This is a genomic window from Phenylobacterium sp. (genome assembly GCF_024508875.1).
Classification (GTDB): Bacteria; Pseudomonadota; Alphaproteobacteria; order Caulobacterales; family Caulobacteraceae; genus Phenylobacterium.
The window spans coordinates 1-16,464 of sequence record NZ_JANINU010000349.1 but is presented as its reverse complement, the minus strand read 5'-3'; the positions used below and the strand labels follow the sequence as shown (position 1 = coordinate 16,464).

Genomic DNA, 16,464 nt, shown 5'->3' with positions numbered 1-16,464 from the left:
GCTCCAGCGTCGGCATCTCGATCATGCAGGCGCTGGTGGTCTCCAACACCCAGACGATGCACGCCTCGTTGGCGGCGAAGGTGATCCCCAGCGACCCGGTCGTGCGCAACGGCCTGGGCCACCTGTACGACCTGGGTAGCCCGTCCGGACTGACGTCCCTGAACGCCGAGATCACGCGCCAGGCGACGATGGTCGCCTACATCGACGACTTCAAACTCATGTTCATCATCACCATCGCCTGCATGCCCATGCTGCTTCTGATGCGGAAGCCGCGGCGCAGCGCCGGCGGAGCGCCCTCCCATGCCGCTGTCGAATAGATTCCGCTTCTCGCTCATCGCCGCCGCCTCGGCCCTGGCGCTGTCGGCCTGCACGACCGTCGGGCCCGACTTCAAGACCCCCGACGCGCCCACGGGGCCCGCGGCGCAGGGCTACGCCATGGCCGGCGACGCCGCCGCGCCCGGCGTTCGGCTCGATCCCGACGCGCGGACCGCCGGGCCGTGGTGGCAGGCGTTCGGCTCGCCCGAGCTGGACCAGACCGTGCGCCTCGCCCTCGCCGACAGCCCGTCGGTCGCCGAGGCGCGCGCCACGCTGGAACGCTACCAGGCCGAGACGCGCGCGGCGCGCGGCGAGCAACTGCCCCAGGTCGAGGGCACGGCCGGCGCCCAGCGCGAGCGGATCAACACCCAGGCCTTCGGCTTCACCGGCTTTCCCAGCCCGACCATCAGCCTCTATTCGGTCGGCGCGACCGTGAGCTACGACCTCGACCTGTTCGGCGGCGCCCGCCGCCGGACCGAGGAGGCGCAGGCGCGGGCCGAGCGCGCCGCCCGCCAGGCCGACGCCGCCTACCTCAGCCTGTCGGGCAACGTGGCTCTGCAGGCGATGAAGGTCGCCGGCCTGCGCGCCCAGATCGCCGCGGTGCAGGCGGTCATCGCCGATGACCGGCAGACGGTGGAGATGGTGCGCCGGGCCCACGCCGCCGGCGGCGAGGCGCGCTCGGCCACCACCGGCGCCCAGGCCCAGCTCGCCGAGGACGAGGCCCTGCTGCCGCCCCTGCAGCGCCAGCTCGACCAGGCGCGCCACCAGTTGGCCCTGCTGGCCGGCAAGTCGCCCGCCGAGTGGTCGCCCCCCGATTTCGACATGGCCGCCCTGACGGGGCCGGCCGAGATTCCGGTCAGCCTGCCGTCGACGCTGGTCCGCCGGCGCCCCGACATCCTGGCGGCCGAGGCCGAACTGCACGCGGCCACCGCGGCGGTCGGCGTGGCCGTCGCCAATCAGTATCCCGACATCAAGCTCTCGGCGAACCTGACCCAGAGCGCGATCAAGCCGGAAAACCTGTTCGACTACAGCTCCAGCGGCTGGAACCTGCTGTCGGGCGTCACCGCGCCGATCTTCTCGGGCGGTACGCTGAAGGCCGAGCGCAAGGCCGCCGAGGCCGAGGCGCGGGCCTCGCTGGCCCGCTACCAGCAGACGGTGCTGCGCGCCTTCGTGCAGGTTTCTGACGCGCTCGCCGCCTTGGCGACCGACCGGCAGGCGATCGAGGCGCTGACCCGCTCGGGCGCGGCGGCCCAGGCCAACGTCGCCGACGCCGAGAGCGCCTATCGCCTTGGCGGCGGGGCGATGATCCAGGTGGTGGACGCGCGCCGCCAGCTCAGCCGGGCCCGCCGGGCCCTGGCCGAGGCGCAGGGCCAGCGGTTCGCCGACATGGTCGAGCTCTACGCCGCCACGGCCGCCGACTGGCGGACGCCTCAGCCGGCCGACGCGCCTTCCAGCTCGCGGTAGAATTCCTCGTCCGAGATCGTCCCCCGGGCGATCAACAGGCTGCACTGGAGGTGGTCGGAGAGGTAGGCGCCCGTCTGCCCCGACCACCAGCGTTCCAGCAGGCCCTTCCTGCGGTGGCCGACGACCACCAGTTCGGCCCGCACCTCGCGCGCGTAGTTCGCGATCTCCACGGCCGGTTCGCCCGTGACGACCTTGCCCTCGGGTTCGAAGCCAAGGTCCTTCAGGCGCGCCATCGCCTCCTCGAACAGGTTCACGTGGGTGTCCTGGCTGCGGGCCAACGCCCCGGCGTAGGCGGCCTCGCCGATCCGCACGCCCGGGCTCTCCGCGGCCACCGACAGCAGGAAGACCTTCGCGCCGAACCGGCGGGCGGCCAGCGCCCCTTCGCGCAGCGCGGTCCGGCCCTCGCGGGAGCCGTCGTAGGCAAGCAGGACGCGCTGGTACATGGACCCTCCCTGATCCGGAGAGAACGCATGAGGCCCCCAGCGGCGCCGTTCGTCAAAGGAAAGCCTGCAAAAGCAAAGGGCCGCGCGGATCGCTCCGCGCGGCCCCGAAGGCTGGCTGGCCGGTCGCTTACGCGTCGACCAGGTTCTTTTCCATCGCCGCGGCCCGCATGGACTTCTGCAGCTTCTCGAAGGCGCGGACCTCGATCTGGCGCACCCGCTCGCGGCTGACGCCATATTCGGCGGCCAGTTCCTCGAGCGTGGTGGGCTCGTCCTTCAGCCGGCGCTCGGTGAGGATGTGGCGCTCGCGGTCCGAGAGCTCCGTCATCGCCGCCTCGAGCAGGCTCATGCGAAGGTTCATTTCCTGGTTGTCGGCGACCACGCTCTCCTGGCTGGGCGTCTGGTCGTCGACCAGCCAGTCCTGCCATTCGCTCTCGCTGTCGGCGCGCATCGGCGAGTTCAGGCTCGCGTCGCCGCCGCTCAGGCGACGGTTCATGCTCACCACTTCCTCGTCCAGCACGCCCAGCTTGGTGGCGATCTGGCTGACCTGGTCGGGGCGCAGGTCCCCTTCCTGGAGGGCTTCGATCTCGGACTTGGCCTTGCGCAGGTTGAAGAACAGCTTCTTCTGCGCGGCGGTCGTGCCCATCTTCACCAGCGACCAGGACCGCAGGATGTATTCCTGGATCGAGGCGCGGATCCACCACATGGCGTAGGTCGCCAGGCGGAAGCCCTTGTCCGGGTCGAACTTCTTCACGGCCTGCATCAGGCCCACGTTGCCCTCGGAGATGACCTCGCCGATCGGCAGGCCATAGCCGCGGTAGCCCATGGCGATCTTGGCCACGAGCCGCAGGTGGCTCGTCACCATCTTGTGGGCCGCCTCGGCGTCCTGGTGCTCCTGCCAGCGCTTCGCCAGCATGAACTCCTCGTCCTTGGGCAGCATGGGGAACTTGCGAATTTCACTAAGGTACCGGCTGAGGCCGCCTTCCGGCGACATCACGGCGAGCGCGTTCACGGCCATCGATGATCCCCTTTACTCTCCGGGACTTCGAGCTGCCGCGCGACTGCGCGCTTCGGCCTTCGCCGCCCCCACGATCCTTTAGATAGGTATCCGGTGGCGCTTATTTAAGACCGCTGGGAGGACGGCTCGAATGTCCGACTTCTCTAGTGGGGCTTTCTACGCCCCGAGCGTGGCGCCAACAAGGCGCCCTTTCTCATACGTTCGATAGCTGGGCTGCATGCGAAAAGGTGTCCGGACGTTGTCGGAGCGGCGGCTCGTCGAGCGTCCTTGGCCCAGGAAACCTGAAGAGCGGAGGGAATGTTCCCATGCCCAAGATCACCACGTGCCTGTGGTTCGACCGCGACGCCGAGGCCGCGGCGAAGTTCTACTGCGCGATCTTCCCGAACTCGAAGATCACCGACGTCTCCCGCTATCCCGAGAACCTGCCGGGCGAGCGCGCGGGTGAGGTGCTGACCGTGGCCTTCGAGCTCGACGGCCGGCCCTTCACCGGCCTCAACGGCGGCCCGCAGTTCACCTTCAGCGAGGCGGTCTCGTTCCAGATCGACGTGAGCACGCAGGCCGAGCTCGACCGGTACTGGAGCGCCCTCCTGGCGGACGGCGGCGCCGAGAGCCAGTGCGGCTGGCTGAAGGACCGCTTCGGCGTCTCCTGGCAGGTGGTCCCGACCCAGCTCGGCAAGCTGATGGCCAGCCCCGACCGCGCCGCCGCGGGCCGCGTCGCCGCCGCCATGATGCAGATGGTCAAGCTCGACATCGCCGCCCTGGAAGCCGCCGCCGCGAGCTGAGGCGGTGGTTAGAGCCTCCCCAGCAGCGCTTCCAGCCGGGCCATGTCGGCCGGCAGGGGGCTCTCGAAGCGCAGGCGCTCGCCCGTGACCGGGTGGACGAAGCCGAGCACCGCCGCGTGCAGCGCCTGGCGCTTCAGTCCGGCCTCGGCGATGGCGTCCTTCACCGGCTGCGACGGACTGCCCGAGCCGTAGGTGGGATCGCCCAGGCAGGGCGCACCCTTGCTGGCCAGGTGGACGCGGATCTGGTGGGTGCGGCCGGTCTCCAGGCGGCACGCGACGCGCGCGGCCAGCGGCCGTCCCGGCGGCCCGAACGTCCGCGCGACCGTATAGTGCGTGACGGCGTGACGGCCGCCGGTCTTCACCACGGCCATCTTCTTGCGGTCGGCGGTCGAGCGGGCGATGGCGCCCTCGATGGTCCCCTTGATCGGGCTCGGCGCGCCGCGGGTCAGGGCGACATACTCGCGGTCGATGTCGTGGGCCGCGAAGAGGGCGGACAGGCCCTGGTGCGCGGCGTCGGTCTTGGCGGCCACGACGACGCCCGAGGTCTCCTTGTCGATGCGGTGCACGATGCCCGGCCGCGCCACGCCGCCGATGCCCGAGAGGCTGGCGCCGCAATGGTGCAGCAGGGCGTTGACCAGGGTGCCGCTCTCGCTGCCGGGCGCTGGGTGCATCGCCAGGCCCGGCGGCTTGTCGATGACGATGAGATGCTCGTCCTCGAACAGGACGACCAGCGGGATGTCCTCGGGCAGCGGCTCGGCCGGCGCCGGCGGCGGGATCTCCAGTCGGTAGTCGCCGGCCTGGGCCTTGGCCGAGCCGTCCGTCACCGGCGCGCCGCCCGGGCCGACTCGGCTGACGCGCCCCTCCGCGATCAGCGCCTGCAGCCGCGCGCGGCTGAACTCCGGCAGGGCGGCGGCCAGCGCCTTGTCCAGTCGCCCGCCGGCCTCCAGCGTCACCACCCGCTCGCCGAACGGGGCGTCGTCGTCGTCGGTGTCGGGAGAAAGCGCCATGGTCGGCCCGATGTAGCACGACCGGCGCGGCGCAAGGCTCCTACTTCTTCCCCGTGGCCTCCTCCTCGCGACCGGTGATCGAGCCCTCGGTGAAAAGGTAGTCCTTGAGCTGCTCGGCGACCTCGGCGTCGTTGCGGCGCATCCACTCCAACACCATGGCCGCGTGCTCCAGCTCCTCGCGGGCGTTGTGCAGCAGGATCTTCTTCAGCTCTGGGTCCTCGGTGTCGTCGGCGCGCTGCCGATACCAGTCGACCGCCTCGAACTCCTCCATGAGCGAGGTGATGGCGTAATGCATCTCCAACGTCCGGCGGCTCAGCTTTTCGCGGGCGACATGGAGAACTTCGCTGGACATGGGCTGTCATGCTCCTGTGGTATCTGGGCGTCATATCGATGGACGGCGAAGCGGGGGGACCACCACCATGACCATCGACCGGCGGCAGGCCCTGGCCCTGCTCGGCCTCGGAGCGGCAACGCCTGCGGCGGCGCAAAGCTCCGCAGTTTCCTTCAAACACGGCGTCGCCTCGGGCGATCCGCGGCAGGACCGCGTGGTGCTGTGGACGCGGGTGACGCCCGCCAAGCCCGGCGCCGAGCTGGCCTACAAGTGGACCCTCAACCCCGTCGACCGCATGGCCGGCGGATCCAAGAGCGGCTCGGGCGTGACTGGCCCGGCGCGGGACTACACGATCAAGGTGGACGCCACCGGCCTGGACGCCGGCCGCGCCTACACCTTCGAGTTCGAGGTGGCCGGCGTGAAGTCCCCCATGGGCCGCACCCGCACCCTGCCGGCCGGTCCGACGAAGGACGTTGTGCTGGCGGTGGCCTCGTGCTCGCTGTTCCCGAACGGCTACTTCAATGCGTACCGGGCCATCGCCGACCTGCCGCGGGTGGACGCGGTGCTGCACCTCGGCGACTACATCTACGAGTACGGCGGCCCGGGCAGCTACGGCATGGACTCCGCGGTGGCCGGCGTGCGGCCGCATGACCCGCCGCACGAGATCCTGACCCTCGCCGACTACCGCCGCCGCCACGCCCAGTACAAATCCGACCCTGACACCCAGGCCGCCCATGCCCGCGCGCCCTGGATCACCGTCTGGGACGACCACGAGACCGCCAACGATAGCTGGATGCACGGAGCCGAGAACCACCAGGCCGGCAAGGAAGGCGACTGGGCGACCCGCAAGGCGGCGGCGCTGAAGGCCTACTTCGAGTGGATGCCGATCCGCGAGCCCGCCGCCGGCGGCATGCTCGAGGACGCGGCGATGCGCAGCTTCGACTTCGGCGACCTGGCCAGCCTGATCATGGTCGAGACCCGCCTCACCGCCCGCGACCAACAGGCCAGCCTCAAGGAGGACGCGCCCGAGGTGGACGGCAAGCGCGACCTCACCAAGCTGAAGGCCAAGCTGGCCGATCCCAAGCGCCGCATGATGGGCCCGAAGCAGGAGGCCTGGATCGGCGGCGAGCTGGACCGCTCGGTGAAGGCCGGCCACGCCTGGCAGGTGATCGGCAACGAGGTGGTCATGGCCCGCGTCATGCCCGTCAGCCCCAAGCGCGACCTGACGCCCGAGCAGTACGCGTCCATGCCCGAGGACGTGAAGAAGAAGATGGCCCGTTTCGAGGTGGCCGCCGCCTCGGGCCTGCCCGCCGGCCTCGACATGTGGGACGGTTATCCCGCCGACCGCGAGCGCCTGTACGACGTGTTCAAGGCGGCCAAGGCCCGGCCGGTCGTCGTCAGCGGCGACAGCCATTCGTTCTGGGCCAACGAGCTCAGCGACGCGGCGGGCAAGCGGGTGGCCGTGGAGTTCGGCACGACCGGGATCACCAGCCCCGGCGCCGGCGAGATCGTGCCCGGCCTGAACACCGGCGACCTGATCGCCAAGGCCAATCCCGAGGTCCTCTGGAACGACCAGGTGGGCAAGGGCTTCGTCCTCCTCACCCTGACCCGCGACCAGGCCAAGGCCGAGATGATGACGGTCTCCACCATCGTCTCGCGCGAGTTCACCACCCGGGCGGCGAAGACCTTCGTGGCGACGCCGGACGGCACGGGCGTGTCGGGCCTGAAGGAGGCTTAGGCCGGACGGGGCTTGGCGGCGGATCGTTAAGACCTCCGTCAGGCCCGGTTCAGGTTCGCCGCGCGAGGATCGTCGGCGACACGACGAGGAGCCCCGCCATGACCGCCGAAAACCCCGCCGAAGCCGATCGTCCCGCCCTGTGGGCCCGCGCGCTGCTGGGCGGAAGCGTCGTGTTCGCGGCCGTGTCGGTGATGCTGCTGGCGCTGGCCTAGAGCGGTCGCTCCGAGGTCAGGCTGCGAGCTGGCCCGCCCAGACGTTGGCGCGCAGCTCCGGCATGATCTCGATGCCCGACTCCTGCAGGCTGAGCAGGCGCACCAGTTCCGGCAGCGGCACGTCCAGGAGCTGGGCGACGAGGGCCTCGCCGGACTTGAGGAACAGCACGCCGCCCTTGTCGGGGAAACGGTCCTCCAGCAGCGTGGCGTACCAGCGGGCGATGTCGGGGCGGTCGCGCTCCAGGCGCGGATGGACGCGATAGAGCTCGCAGCCCGCGGTCAGGATCTCCGTCGCCGACGCCAGCGCCAGGCGATTCAGCCCCGGCGGCAGCTCCAGCTTGAGCTGGGTGCGGATCACCGCTGTGTTCAGCAGAAAGAACATACGCCACTCGTCCCCGCTCGGCCGGCGCCTCTCGGACTCGCCGCTCCGTAGAGTCGATTTCACGACACGGACGGTTAGCGTCCGGTTGAACAGGATCGTTAGCGGATCACGACAGTGGAGGTTTTTCGGCGCCGGAGGGGCTCAGCGCCGGTCGAGGGCCAGCCGCACGCCGAACGCCAGGAAGACGCCGCCGGTGAGGCGATCCAGCCAGCGGACGACCGCCGCGTTCTGAAGGACGCCCGCGATGGGCCGGGTGGCGGCGATCAGCGTCGCCGACCAGCAACTGCCGAGCACCACGTGGATCACGGCCAATAGGAAGATGAACGGCGCCGCTTGAACGCCCTGCGGCAGGAACTGGGGCAGGAACGACACGTAGAAGACGCCCACCTTGGGATTGAGCAGGTTGGTGAGGAAGCCGCGGCGCATCCACGTCAGGTCGCCGCCGCCGCGCCGGTCGCCGCCCGCGACCTCGAACCGGTCCCGGGGCTTGAGCAGCAGGTTCAGGCCGAGCCAGAGCAGGTAAGCGGCGCCGATCCACTTCAGGACGTTGAACGCCAGCGTCGAGGCGGCGAGCAGCGCGCCCAGGCCCAGCGCCACGGCCCCGCCCCAGATCAGGCAGCCGACGTTGATGCCCAGCGCGGCGAAGGCGGCCCGCTTCGGCCCCTCGACCGCGGCGGTGCGCAGGACGAGCGCGGTGTCGAGACCAGGCGTCAGGGTCAGCAGGCCGGCGGCGACGACATAGGCGGACAGCGCCTGGACGATGGTCATTTCCGCACCAGCTTTCCGTTCTCGACCACGCGATAGAAGCAGGAGACCGCGCCGGTGTGGCACGCGCCGCCATCGCCCTGCGGCCGCACCTTCAGCCAGACCGCGTCCTGGTCGCAGTCGACCCGCAGTTCCGCGACGACCTGCACCTGGCCGGACGTGGCGCCCTTGTGCCACAGCTCGCCCCGGGAGCGGCTGAAATAGTGGGCCTCGCCGGTGGCGATGGTCTTCTCCAGCGCCTCGGCGTTCATCCACGCCAGCATCAGCACTTCGCCGGTGTCGGCGTGGCTGGCCACGGCCGCGATCAGGCCCGCGGCGTCGAAGCGCGGGCTCAGCGTCTCGCCCTGCTCGAGAGCGGTCTTGTCGGGGGCAGTGGGGAAGGTCATGCGGGCCTCCAATTGCTCCCCCGCTGGGGGAGCTCCCGCGAAGCGGGTGAGGGGGGCTCCGCTCAGAACTGGCCGCACGGCCATCCCGCGGCGGCGCGTTCTGAGCGGAGACCCCCTCCGGCGCTTCGCGCCACCTCCCCCAACGGGGGAGGACCTTTTGCTACCGGTTCACGAAGTCCAGGAAGCGCTGGCGCAGCGTGGGGTCGGTCTTGAAGACGCCGGTGAACTGGGTGGTGATCGTGCTGACGTGGCGATGGTGCACGCCGCGGGTGGTCATGCACTGGTGCGCGGCGTCGATCAGCACGGCCACGCCGGCGGGACGCAGGCTGTCGGTGATCGCGTCGGCGATCTGCTGGGTCATGGTCTCCTGGGTCTGGAGACGGCGGGCGAAGATCTCGACCACCTTGGCCAGCTTGGAGATGCCCACCACCCGGTTCGTCGGCATGTAGGCCACGTAGGCCTTGCCCAGGAACGGGGCCATGTGGTGCTCGCAGTGGCTTTCCACCTCGATGTCGCGGAGCATGACGATGTCGTCGTAGCCCTGCACGTCCTCGAAGGTGCGCGACAGCTCCTTCGCCGGGTCCAGCTTGTAGCCTTCGAACCATTCGCCGTAGGCGTCGACCACCCGCTTGGGGGTGTCGATCACGCCTTCGCGGCGCGGGTCGTCGCCGGCCCAGGCGATCAGGGTGCGCACCGCTTCCATCGCTTCTTCGCGGGTGGGGCGCTTGATGGGCTCAAGAGTTCCGTCCTCGGACCCGATCAGGGTTCGGTCGCGGGCAGGGGCGTCCATGAGAGAGCGTTTCTTTCCAGGGCTGAGTTGCGCCGGGACGAAGGCCCCGGAGATTACGCGTGCCACCCTTTCACTTCGGACGTGGGCGCTTGGCCTCGGGTCCGGGCGATCTGTATATGGGCGCGAGCCCCCCTGGGGCAACCGTTCCGCAGCGTTACCTTAGAAGAAGCGATGACCCTCAGCCTGTACGACACCATGAGCCGCGCCAAGCGGCCCTTCGTCCCCAAGGATCCGTCCCGGGTGACGATGTATGTCTGTGGGCCGACGGTCTACAACTTCGCCCACATCGGCAACTTCCGGCCGGTGGTGGTCTTCGACCTGCTGTTCCGGGTGCTGCGAGACCTCTATGGCGAACAGGCGGTGCTGTACGCCGCGAACGTCACCGACGTGGACGATAAGATCAACCGGAAGGCCGCCGAGGAGGGCGTGCCGATCCAGGTCATCACCGACCGCTACCTGGACGCCTACAACGCCGACGCCGCGGCGTTGGGCGCCCTGCGGCCCACGTTCCAGCCGCGCGTCACCGAGACCATGGACGCCATCGTGAAGATGATCGGCGACCTGGTCCGTCAGAACGCCGCCTACGCCGCCGAGGGCCATGTGCTCTTCGACACCCAGGCGTTCGGCGACTACGGCAAGCTGTCGGGCCGGCCGATGGACGAGATGATCGCCGGCGCACGCGTCGACGTCGCGCCCTACAAGCGCCACCCGGCCGACTTCGTGCTTTGGAAGCCGTCCAAGGCGGACGAGCCCGAGTGGGAAAGCCCCTGGGGCCCCGGCCGGCCGGGCTGGCACATCGAATGCACCGCCATGATCGAGGAGGCCCTCGGCCTGCCGATCGACATCCACGGCGGCGGCATCGACCTCGTCTTCCCGCACCACGAGAACGAATTGGCCCAGGGCGTCTGCTCGGGCCACGGCGGCCGCGAATACGCCCACGTCTGGATGCACAACGGCTTCCTGAACATGGGCGAGGAGAAGATGAGCAAGAGCCTCGGCAACGTCGCGCTCGCCCACGACCTCCTGAAGCAATACCCCGGCGAGGCGATCCGCTGGGCGCTGCTGGCCGGCCACTACCGCCAGCCGCTGGAATGGACGGGCGAATTGATCGAGCAGGCCAAGAGCGCGCTGGACCGGCTGTACCGCGTGCTCGACGACGCCGGCCGCTTCCTGGCGGGCGAACCGGCGGCGGACGGCTGGCAGAACGCGGCTGCGGCGGCCGAGCACGCCAACGTGCGCCGCGCGCTGCACGACGATCTCAACACGCCCAGCGCCTTCGCCGCCATGTTCCAGCTGTCGGACAAGCTGCGGGCGGCGGTGATGGCCAAGGACGCGCGCGCCGTGGCCAGCGCCCGCGGGCTGCTGGTCGAGGCGGGGAACCTGATGGGCTTCCTGACCGCCGACCCGCAGGCCTGGTTCCAGAGCGGCGCCGACGACGACCTCAAGACGAAGGTCGAGGGCCTCATCGCCGCGCGGGCGGACGCGCGGGCGGCCAAGAACTGGCCCGAGGCCGACCGTATCCGTGACGAGCTCAACGCGCTGAACGTCGAGGTGATGGACGGCCCGGCCGGGGCGACCTGGCGGATCAAGGAGCAGGCCTGATGCCCTTCAAACCCGGTCCCGATCTCAAGGCCGCGCCCTTCCAGCGCAAGGGTGGGATGCTGGGGCCCAAGACCCTCGACCTGAAGACCGAGGGCAAGCCGCCGCCGCCAAAGGGGCCCAGCGGCTTCCGCATCGAGGACCGCATCGGCATCCAGGCGCCCCCCGAGGTGATCTGGGGCATCGTCCACGACATCGGCCGCTGGTCCGAGTGGAACCCCACCTACCCGCGTGGGGAGGGCGAGATCCGCATCGGCAATGTGCTGACCTTCGACCTGCAACTGCCCGGCCAGCCCAAGCAGGAGATCAAGGCCAAGGTCCTGGAGTGGGTGCCCAACGAACAGCTCCACTGGCAGCTCAGCTTCATGGGCGGCCTGATCCGCACCATGCGCTACATCGAGATCACGCCCCTGTCCGAGACCGGCTGCGTGGTCGACAACGGCGAGATCTTTGGCGGCCTGATGGGCCCGTCCCTCGGCCGCCGCATGCGCGGCCCCGTCCGCCGCGGCTTCCAGGCCATGAACGAGGCCCTGAAGGACCGCGCCGAAGCCGAATGGGCCAAGCGGCAGGGGTAACCGACCCCCGTTCAATTGGGAAATCCGTGACAGACTGACCACGGAAACTGGGTAGTCGTCCGCTTGGCGGCGGACGGCGGCTTCGCGAAAGTGCCGCCCAAGAAACCCAGGGGGCAGGAAGCAATGGCCGGGAAGATCGGGCGGACGGTGGCGGACTCGGTTCCGGAATGGCCCGAGCCGCCGGCGCCGCCGAAGGGTGCGCCCAACATCCTGGTGATCCTGTTCGACGACGTCGGCTTCTCCGACTTCGGCTGCTACGGTTCGCCGATCCGCACGCCCCACATCGACCGGCTGGCGGCCGAGGGGCTGCGCTACGCCGGCTTCCACACCACGGCCATGTGCTCCACCACCCGGGCGGCGCTGCTGACGGGCCGCAACCACCACTCGGTCGGCGTGGGCTGCCTCGCCAATTTCGACAGCGGCTATCCCGGCTATCGCGGCAAGATCGACAAGGCCGCCGGGACCCTGCCCGAGATGCTGCGTCCGCACGGCTACCGGAACTACATGCTGGGCAAGTGGCACGTGACGCCGCTGACCGAGACCGGCCCCTCGGGCCCGTTCGACGGCTGGCCGCTGGGCCGGGGCTTCGACCGCTTCTACGGCTTCATGGACGCCGAAACGGACCAGTACGCCCCGGAGCTGGTGCGCGACAACACGCCGGTCCCGCCTCCGGGCACGTTCCAGACCGGCTACCACCTGACCGAGGACCTCACCGACCAGGCGATCCGCTATCTGGCCGACCACATCGCCGACGCCCCGGCCACGCCCTGGCTGATGTGGTTCGCGCCTGGGGCCTGCCACGCGCCGCATCAGGCGCCGGCCGACCTCATCAAGAGCTACGACGCCGTCTTCGAACGCGGGTGGGACGTCGAGCGGGAGGAGCGGCTGGCCCGCCAGAAGGCCATGGGCCTGGTCCCGGCCGACACCAAGCTGCCGCCGCGCAACGACGGCGTCCGCGCGTGGGACAGCTATTCCGACGACGAGCGCCGGGTCTTCACCCGCCTGCAGAGCGCTTTCGCCGCCATGCTCGACCACACCGACCAGAACATCGGCCGGCTGGTCGGCTTTCTGGAGGAGGCCGGCGTTCGGGACGACACCTTGATCATCGTGATGAGCGACAACGGCGCCTCGCAGGAGGGCGGGCCGCTGGGCTTCGTCAACGCCATGGGGCCGTTCAACTTCCGCGGCGAGCCGATGGCCGAGAAGCTGGCGCGCCTCGACGACATCGGCGGGCCCGACACCCACTCCAACTTCCCGCACGGCTGGGCCATGGCCTCCAACACCCCGCTGCGCCGCTACAAGCAGAACACCCACGGCGGCGGCATCCGCGATCCGCTGGTCATGTCCTGGCCCAAGGGCATCGCCGCACGCGGCGAGGTGCGGCCCCACTTCGCCCACGCCTGCGACCTGGTCCCGACCCTTTTGGAGGTGATCGGCGTCCAGCCGCCCGAACAGGTGAACGGCGTCGCCCAGATGCCCCTCGAAGGCGTCAGCTTCGCCGCCAGCCTGAAGGACGCCGCCGCCCCGCCCCGGCCCAAGCCCCAGTACTTCGAGATGTTCGGCCACCGCGGCCTCTGGAAGGACGGCTGGAAGGCGGTGGCCTTCCACCCCACCGGCACGCCGTTCGAGGATGACCGCTGGGAGCTGTTCCACCTGGACGCCGACTTCTCCGAGGCCGACGACCTGGCCGAGCGCGAGCCGGAAAAGCTCAGGGCCCTGATCGACGACTGGTGGGCCGCCGCCGAGGCCAGCAAGGTGCTGCCGCTGGACGACCGGTTCGGCCCGCGCTTCGCCGAGAACTCGGCCCGCTTCCACGGCGCCCGCCGCCGGTTCGTGTTCCACAAGGGCATGGGCCACCTGCCCACCGACGTCGCCCCCGACGTCCGCGCCCGCACCTACCGCATCGAGGCCGACGTGCGGCTTAAGGGCGGGGAGGAGGGCGTGCTGCTGGCCCACGGCGACGCCACCAGCGGCTACAGCCTCTACCTCAAGGACGGGCGCCTCCATCACGCCCTGAACATCGGCGGCCAGAAGACCACGGTCAGCTCCGACCGGCCGGTCCCCGCCACGGCCACGCGGCTCGGCGTCGTCTCCCGCGCCACCGGCGAGGCCCTGAACCGCACCTTCACCCTGACCATCGACGGCGAGCCGGCCGGCGAGGGGCTGGCCACCACCGGCTTCGTCACCCTGATCTCGTGGTCCGGTCTCGACATCGGCCTCGACCGCGGCAGCCCCGTGGCCGACTACGCCGCCCCGTTTTCGTTCACCGGGACCCTGCGCAAGGTTACGGTTGTCATGGACGCCGACCAGACGCTTGACGGCGACGCCGTCGGAGAGGCCGAGATGGCGCGCCAGTAGGAGCACACCATGGACCTGTCCCGCCGCGCCATCCTCGCCGCCGCAGGCGCCGCGCCGGCGGGGGTGGCCCCCGTTGCGGGCAACAGGGCCCAGGCGGCGGTCCGGCCCGACGACGAGACCCCCAACAACGAAGCGCACTGGGCCAAGGTCGCCGCCCTGTTCGACGCGCCGCCGGCCGGGGTGATCCAGCTCGAGAACGGCCAGTTCGGCGCCATGGCGAAGTCCACCCGCGCCGCCTTCGAACAGCACACCGCCCGCGTGAACCGCGAGACCACGCTCTACACCCGCGGCCCCGTGAACGGCGACCTGCAGAAGGTGCGGCTGCGCGCCGCCGCCCTGCTGGGCCTGGACCCCGACGAGATCGCCTTCACCCGCGGCGGCACCGAATCGATGCTGACCCTGATCGGCGGCTACAACCGGCTGAAGCCCGGCGACGCCGTCCTCTACGCCGACCTCGACTACGACAGCATGCAGGCCGGCATGGAGTCCCTCGCCAAGGTGCGCGGCGTCCGCATCGTGAAGATCGACCTGCCCGAGCCGGCGACGAAACAGGGCCTGATCGACGCCTACGACGCGGCCCTGAAGGCCAATCCCGACATCCGGCTGATGCTGGTGACGCACCTCTCGCACCGCACCGGGCTGATCCCGCCGGTCAAGGAGATCGTCGCGCTCGCCAAGTCCCGCGGCGTCGACGTGCTGCTGGATTGCGGCCACGCCCTGGGCCAGACGCCGTTCTCCCTGCGCGACATGGGCGTCGAGTTCGCCGGCCTGAACCTGCACAAGTGGATCGGCGCCCCGCTGGGCGTCGGGCTGGTCTACATCCGCAAGGACCGCATCCCCGACATCGACGTCTCGATCCTGGAGGGCCCCAGCCCGCGGATCGACGCCCGCGTCCACACCGGCACGGTCAACTACGCCGCCGTCCTGGGCGTCGCCGACGCCATCGACGTGCACGAGGCCATCGGCCCGGCCGCCAAGGCCGCCCGCCTCAGCTACCTGCGCGACCGCTGGGCCGAGGCGGTGCGCGATGTCCCGGGCGTTCAGGTGCTCACCCCCGCCGACCCCGCCCTGCACGCCGGCATCACCTCGTTCCGCCTGGCCGGCATGACCACGCCCGCCCAGGCCGCCGCCCTGCGCAAGACCCTGTTCGAGCGCTACCGCATCTTCACCGTCGAACGCGCCGGCCCCGCCAAGGGCGCCTGCGTCCGCGTCACCCCCTCCTTCGTCAACACCGCCGCCGACGTCGACGCCCTGGCCGCGGCCCTCCGCGAACTCGCCAAGACCTGAGCCGCGCCGGAGGCGCTGTCGTTTTCTACCCACGGGCCACGCGGACGATCTGCACGATCCCTGTCGCCGGAACCGGGTCGCGAATGTCCGTGTGGTCCGTGGCCAACTCAATGGGGCGCCAACGCGCCAAAGGCTTGAAAGCCTCGCCCATCCGGCAGAAGGTGACGCGAGCGTCATTTTCGAGAGGCGGGTCCGCCGCCCCCAGCGTTTGAGGAAACCGGCATGACCGAACGACCCGTCCCGTCGCTGTTCGAGCTCACCCCGCTGAACGAGACCTACCGGGTCGATCCCCACGCCATGCTGGACGACCTGCGCGCCCGCTGCCCGGCGCACCGGGACCCCATGTCCGGCTCCCTCGTGCTCAGCCGCTACGCCGACGTCCGCGCGGTGGTGAACAACCGCGAGCTCTGGCGCGACCCGATCCACGCCGAGGAGGGCGCCCACCTGCAGCGACGCCTGCTGGCCGACTACGATCCGACCCGCCCGCGCACCAGCCAGACCAGCATCCTGATGCTGGACGACCCCGACCACGCCCGCGTGCGCCAGCCCCTGGCCCAGGCGCTCTACGCCCGGGTCGCCAAGTTCAAGCCCGAGGTCGAGCGCATCATCGGCGAGGCCCTGGATGCGGTGGCCGGCGAGGCCGAGTTCGACCTGATGGAGCGCTACTGCGTGCCCATCCCCATCGACGTCATCGCCTCGATCCTCGGCGTCGACCATAGCCTCCTCGCCGAGTTCCGCGAGTGGTCCGAGGGCATCATCCAGGGTCTCAACCCGTTCCGCACGCCCGAGCAGACCGAGGCCATGGTCGCCGCCGAGGCCGCCCTCCGCACCTATTTCAGCGAGGCCATCGTCGACCGCCGCGCCAACCCCGGCGACGACCTGATCAGCGACATGGTGCAGCTCCAGTCCGCCGGCGCCGACCTGTCGGACGACGAACTGCGCATCAACCTCACCGCCCTCCTGGTCGGCGGCAACCTCACCACCACCGACCTGATCGGCAACGCCGTGCGCCTGC

16 protein-coding genes and 1 pseudogene are annotated in these 16,464 nt (G+C 70.4%); 9 read left to right on the top strand and 8 right to left on the bottom strand.

Features of this window, described 5'->3' with window-relative positions:
- Positions 1-317 (top strand): annotated as a pseudogene (locus Q0L11_RS23475) (EmrB/QacA family drug resistance transporter); the annotation flags it as partial.
- Entirely contained in the window at positions 301-1,779 is a 1,479-nt protein-coding gene (locus Q0L11_RS23470) for an efflux transporter outer membrane subunit (RefSeq protein WP_296600555.1), read from the top strand. The pseudogene Q0L11_RS23475 and the gene Q0L11_RS23470, both read left to right, overlap by 17 nt.
- On the opposite strand, the gene Q0L11_RS23465 is transcribed toward Q0L11_RS23470, so the two are convergent.
- Together Q0L11_RS23465 and rpoH are read right to left on the bottom strand one after the other, a co-directional pair.
- Positions 1,746-2,222, bottom strand: coding sequence for a universal stress protein (locus tag Q0L11_RS23465; protein ID WP_296600554.1), 477 nt, complete (start codon positions 2,220-2,222; stop codon positions 1,746-1,748). The genes Q0L11_RS23470 and Q0L11_RS23465 overlap by 34 nt on opposite strands.
- Positions 2,223-2,349: 127 nt before the next feature.
- Positions 2,350-3,237, bottom strand: coding sequence for an RNA polymerase sigma factor RpoH (rpoH, locus tag Q0L11_RS23460; protein ID WP_296600553.1), 888 nt, complete (start codon positions 3,235-3,237; stop codon positions 2,350-2,352).
- Between the two features lie 305 nt (positions 3,238-3,542).
- Between rpoH and Q0L11_RS23455 the strand changes: the two genes are divergently transcribed.
- On the top strand, positions 3,543-4,019 hold the full coding sequence (locus Q0L11_RS23455) for a VOC family protein (RefSeq protein WP_296600552.1): 477 nt from the start codon (positions 3,543-3,545) through the stop codon (positions 4,017-4,019).
- Positions 4,020-4,027: 8 nt separating this feature from the next.
- Here Q0L11_RS23455 and Q0L11_RS23450 read toward each other — a convergent pair whose 3' ends face one another.
- Positions 4,028-5,026, bottom strand: a complete 999-nt coding sequence (locus Q0L11_RS23450; protein ID WP_296600551.1) for an RluA family pseudouridine synthase — start codon at positions 5,024-5,026, stop codon at positions 4,028-4,030.
- A 40-nt stretch (positions 5,027-5,066) separates the two neighbouring features.
- Positions 5,067-5,378 carry a ferritin family protein gene (locus Q0L11_RS23445; RefSeq protein ID WP_296600550.1) on the bottom strand — a complete coding sequence of 104 codons (312 nt, stop codon included), beginning with the start codon at positions 5,376-5,378 and terminating at the stop codon, positions 5,067-5,069.
- Positions 5,379-5,445: 67 nt separating this feature from the next.
- Between Q0L11_RS23445 and Q0L11_RS23440 the strand changes: the two genes are divergently transcribed.
- On the top strand, positions 5,446-7,095 hold the full coding sequence (locus Q0L11_RS23440; protein WP_296600549.1) for an alkaline phosphatase D family protein: 1,650 nt from the start codon (positions 5,446-5,448) through the stop codon (positions 7,093-7,095).
- Between the two features lie 228 nt (positions 7,096-7,323).
- Here Q0L11_RS23440 and Q0L11_RS23435 read toward each other — a convergent pair whose 3' ends face one another.
- The 4 genes from Q0L11_RS23435 to folE form a co-directional block, all read right to left on the bottom strand.
- The gene (locus Q0L11_RS23435; protein ID WP_296600548.1) at positions 7,324-7,689 is read right to left on the bottom strand and encodes a hypothetical protein; all 366 of its coding nucleotides are present in this window, start codon (positions 7,687-7,689) and stop codon (positions 7,324-7,326) included.
- A gap of 141 nt (positions 7,690-7,830) precedes the next feature.
- Entirely contained in the window at positions 7,831-8,457 is a 627-nt protein-coding gene (locus Q0L11_RS23430) for a LysE family translocator (protein WP_296600546.1), read from the bottom strand.
- Positions 8,454-8,840: a phosphoribosyl-AMP cyclohydrolase gene (gene hisI, locus Q0L11_RS23425; RefSeq protein ID WP_296600544.1), complete on the bottom strand. Its 387-nt coding sequence runs from the start codon at positions 8,838-8,840 to the stop codon at positions 8,454-8,456. The genes Q0L11_RS23430 and hisI overlap by 4 nt, the downstream gene beginning before the upstream one ends.
- A 160-nt stretch (positions 8,841-9,000) precedes the next feature.
- On the bottom strand, positions 9,001-9,630 hold the full coding sequence (gene folE, locus Q0L11_RS23420) for a GTP cyclohydrolase I FolE (RefSeq protein WP_296600542.1): 630 nt from the start codon (positions 9,628-9,630) through the stop codon (positions 9,001-9,003).
- Positions 9,631-9,801: 171 nt separating this feature from the next.
- Here folE and cysS point away from each other — a divergent pair, with 171 nt between their 5' ends.
- The 5 genes from cysS to Q0L11_RS23395 all read left to right on the top strand — a co-directional run.
- Entirely contained in the window at positions 9,802-11,232 is a 1,431-nt protein-coding gene (gene cysS / locus Q0L11_RS23415) for a cysteine--tRNA ligase (RefSeq protein ID WP_296600541.1), read from the top strand.
- Entirely contained in the window at positions 11,232-11,804 is a 573-nt protein-coding gene (locus Q0L11_RS23410) for an SRPBCC domain-containing protein (RefSeq protein ID WP_296600539.1), read from the top strand. Before cysS ends, Q0L11_RS23410 begins: the two co-directional genes overlap by 1 nt.
- Positions 11,805-11,927: 123 nt before the next feature.
- Complete coding sequence (locus Q0L11_RS23405) at positions 11,928-14,162, top strand: arylsulfatase (protein ID WP_296600538.1); 2,235 nt, start codon at positions 11,928-11,930, stop codon at positions 14,160-14,162.
- A gap of 9 nt (positions 14,163-14,171) precedes the next feature.
- Positions 14,172-15,449, top strand: coding sequence for an aminotransferase class V-fold PLP-dependent enzyme (locus tag Q0L11_RS23400; protein WP_296600536.1), 1,278 nt, complete (start codon positions 14,172-14,174; stop codon positions 15,447-15,449).
- A gap of 222 nt (positions 15,450-15,671) precedes the next feature.
- On the top strand, positions 15,672-16,464 hold a 793-nt coding region (locus Q0L11_RS23395), incomplete at its 3' end, for a hypothetical protein (protein ID WP_296600535.1).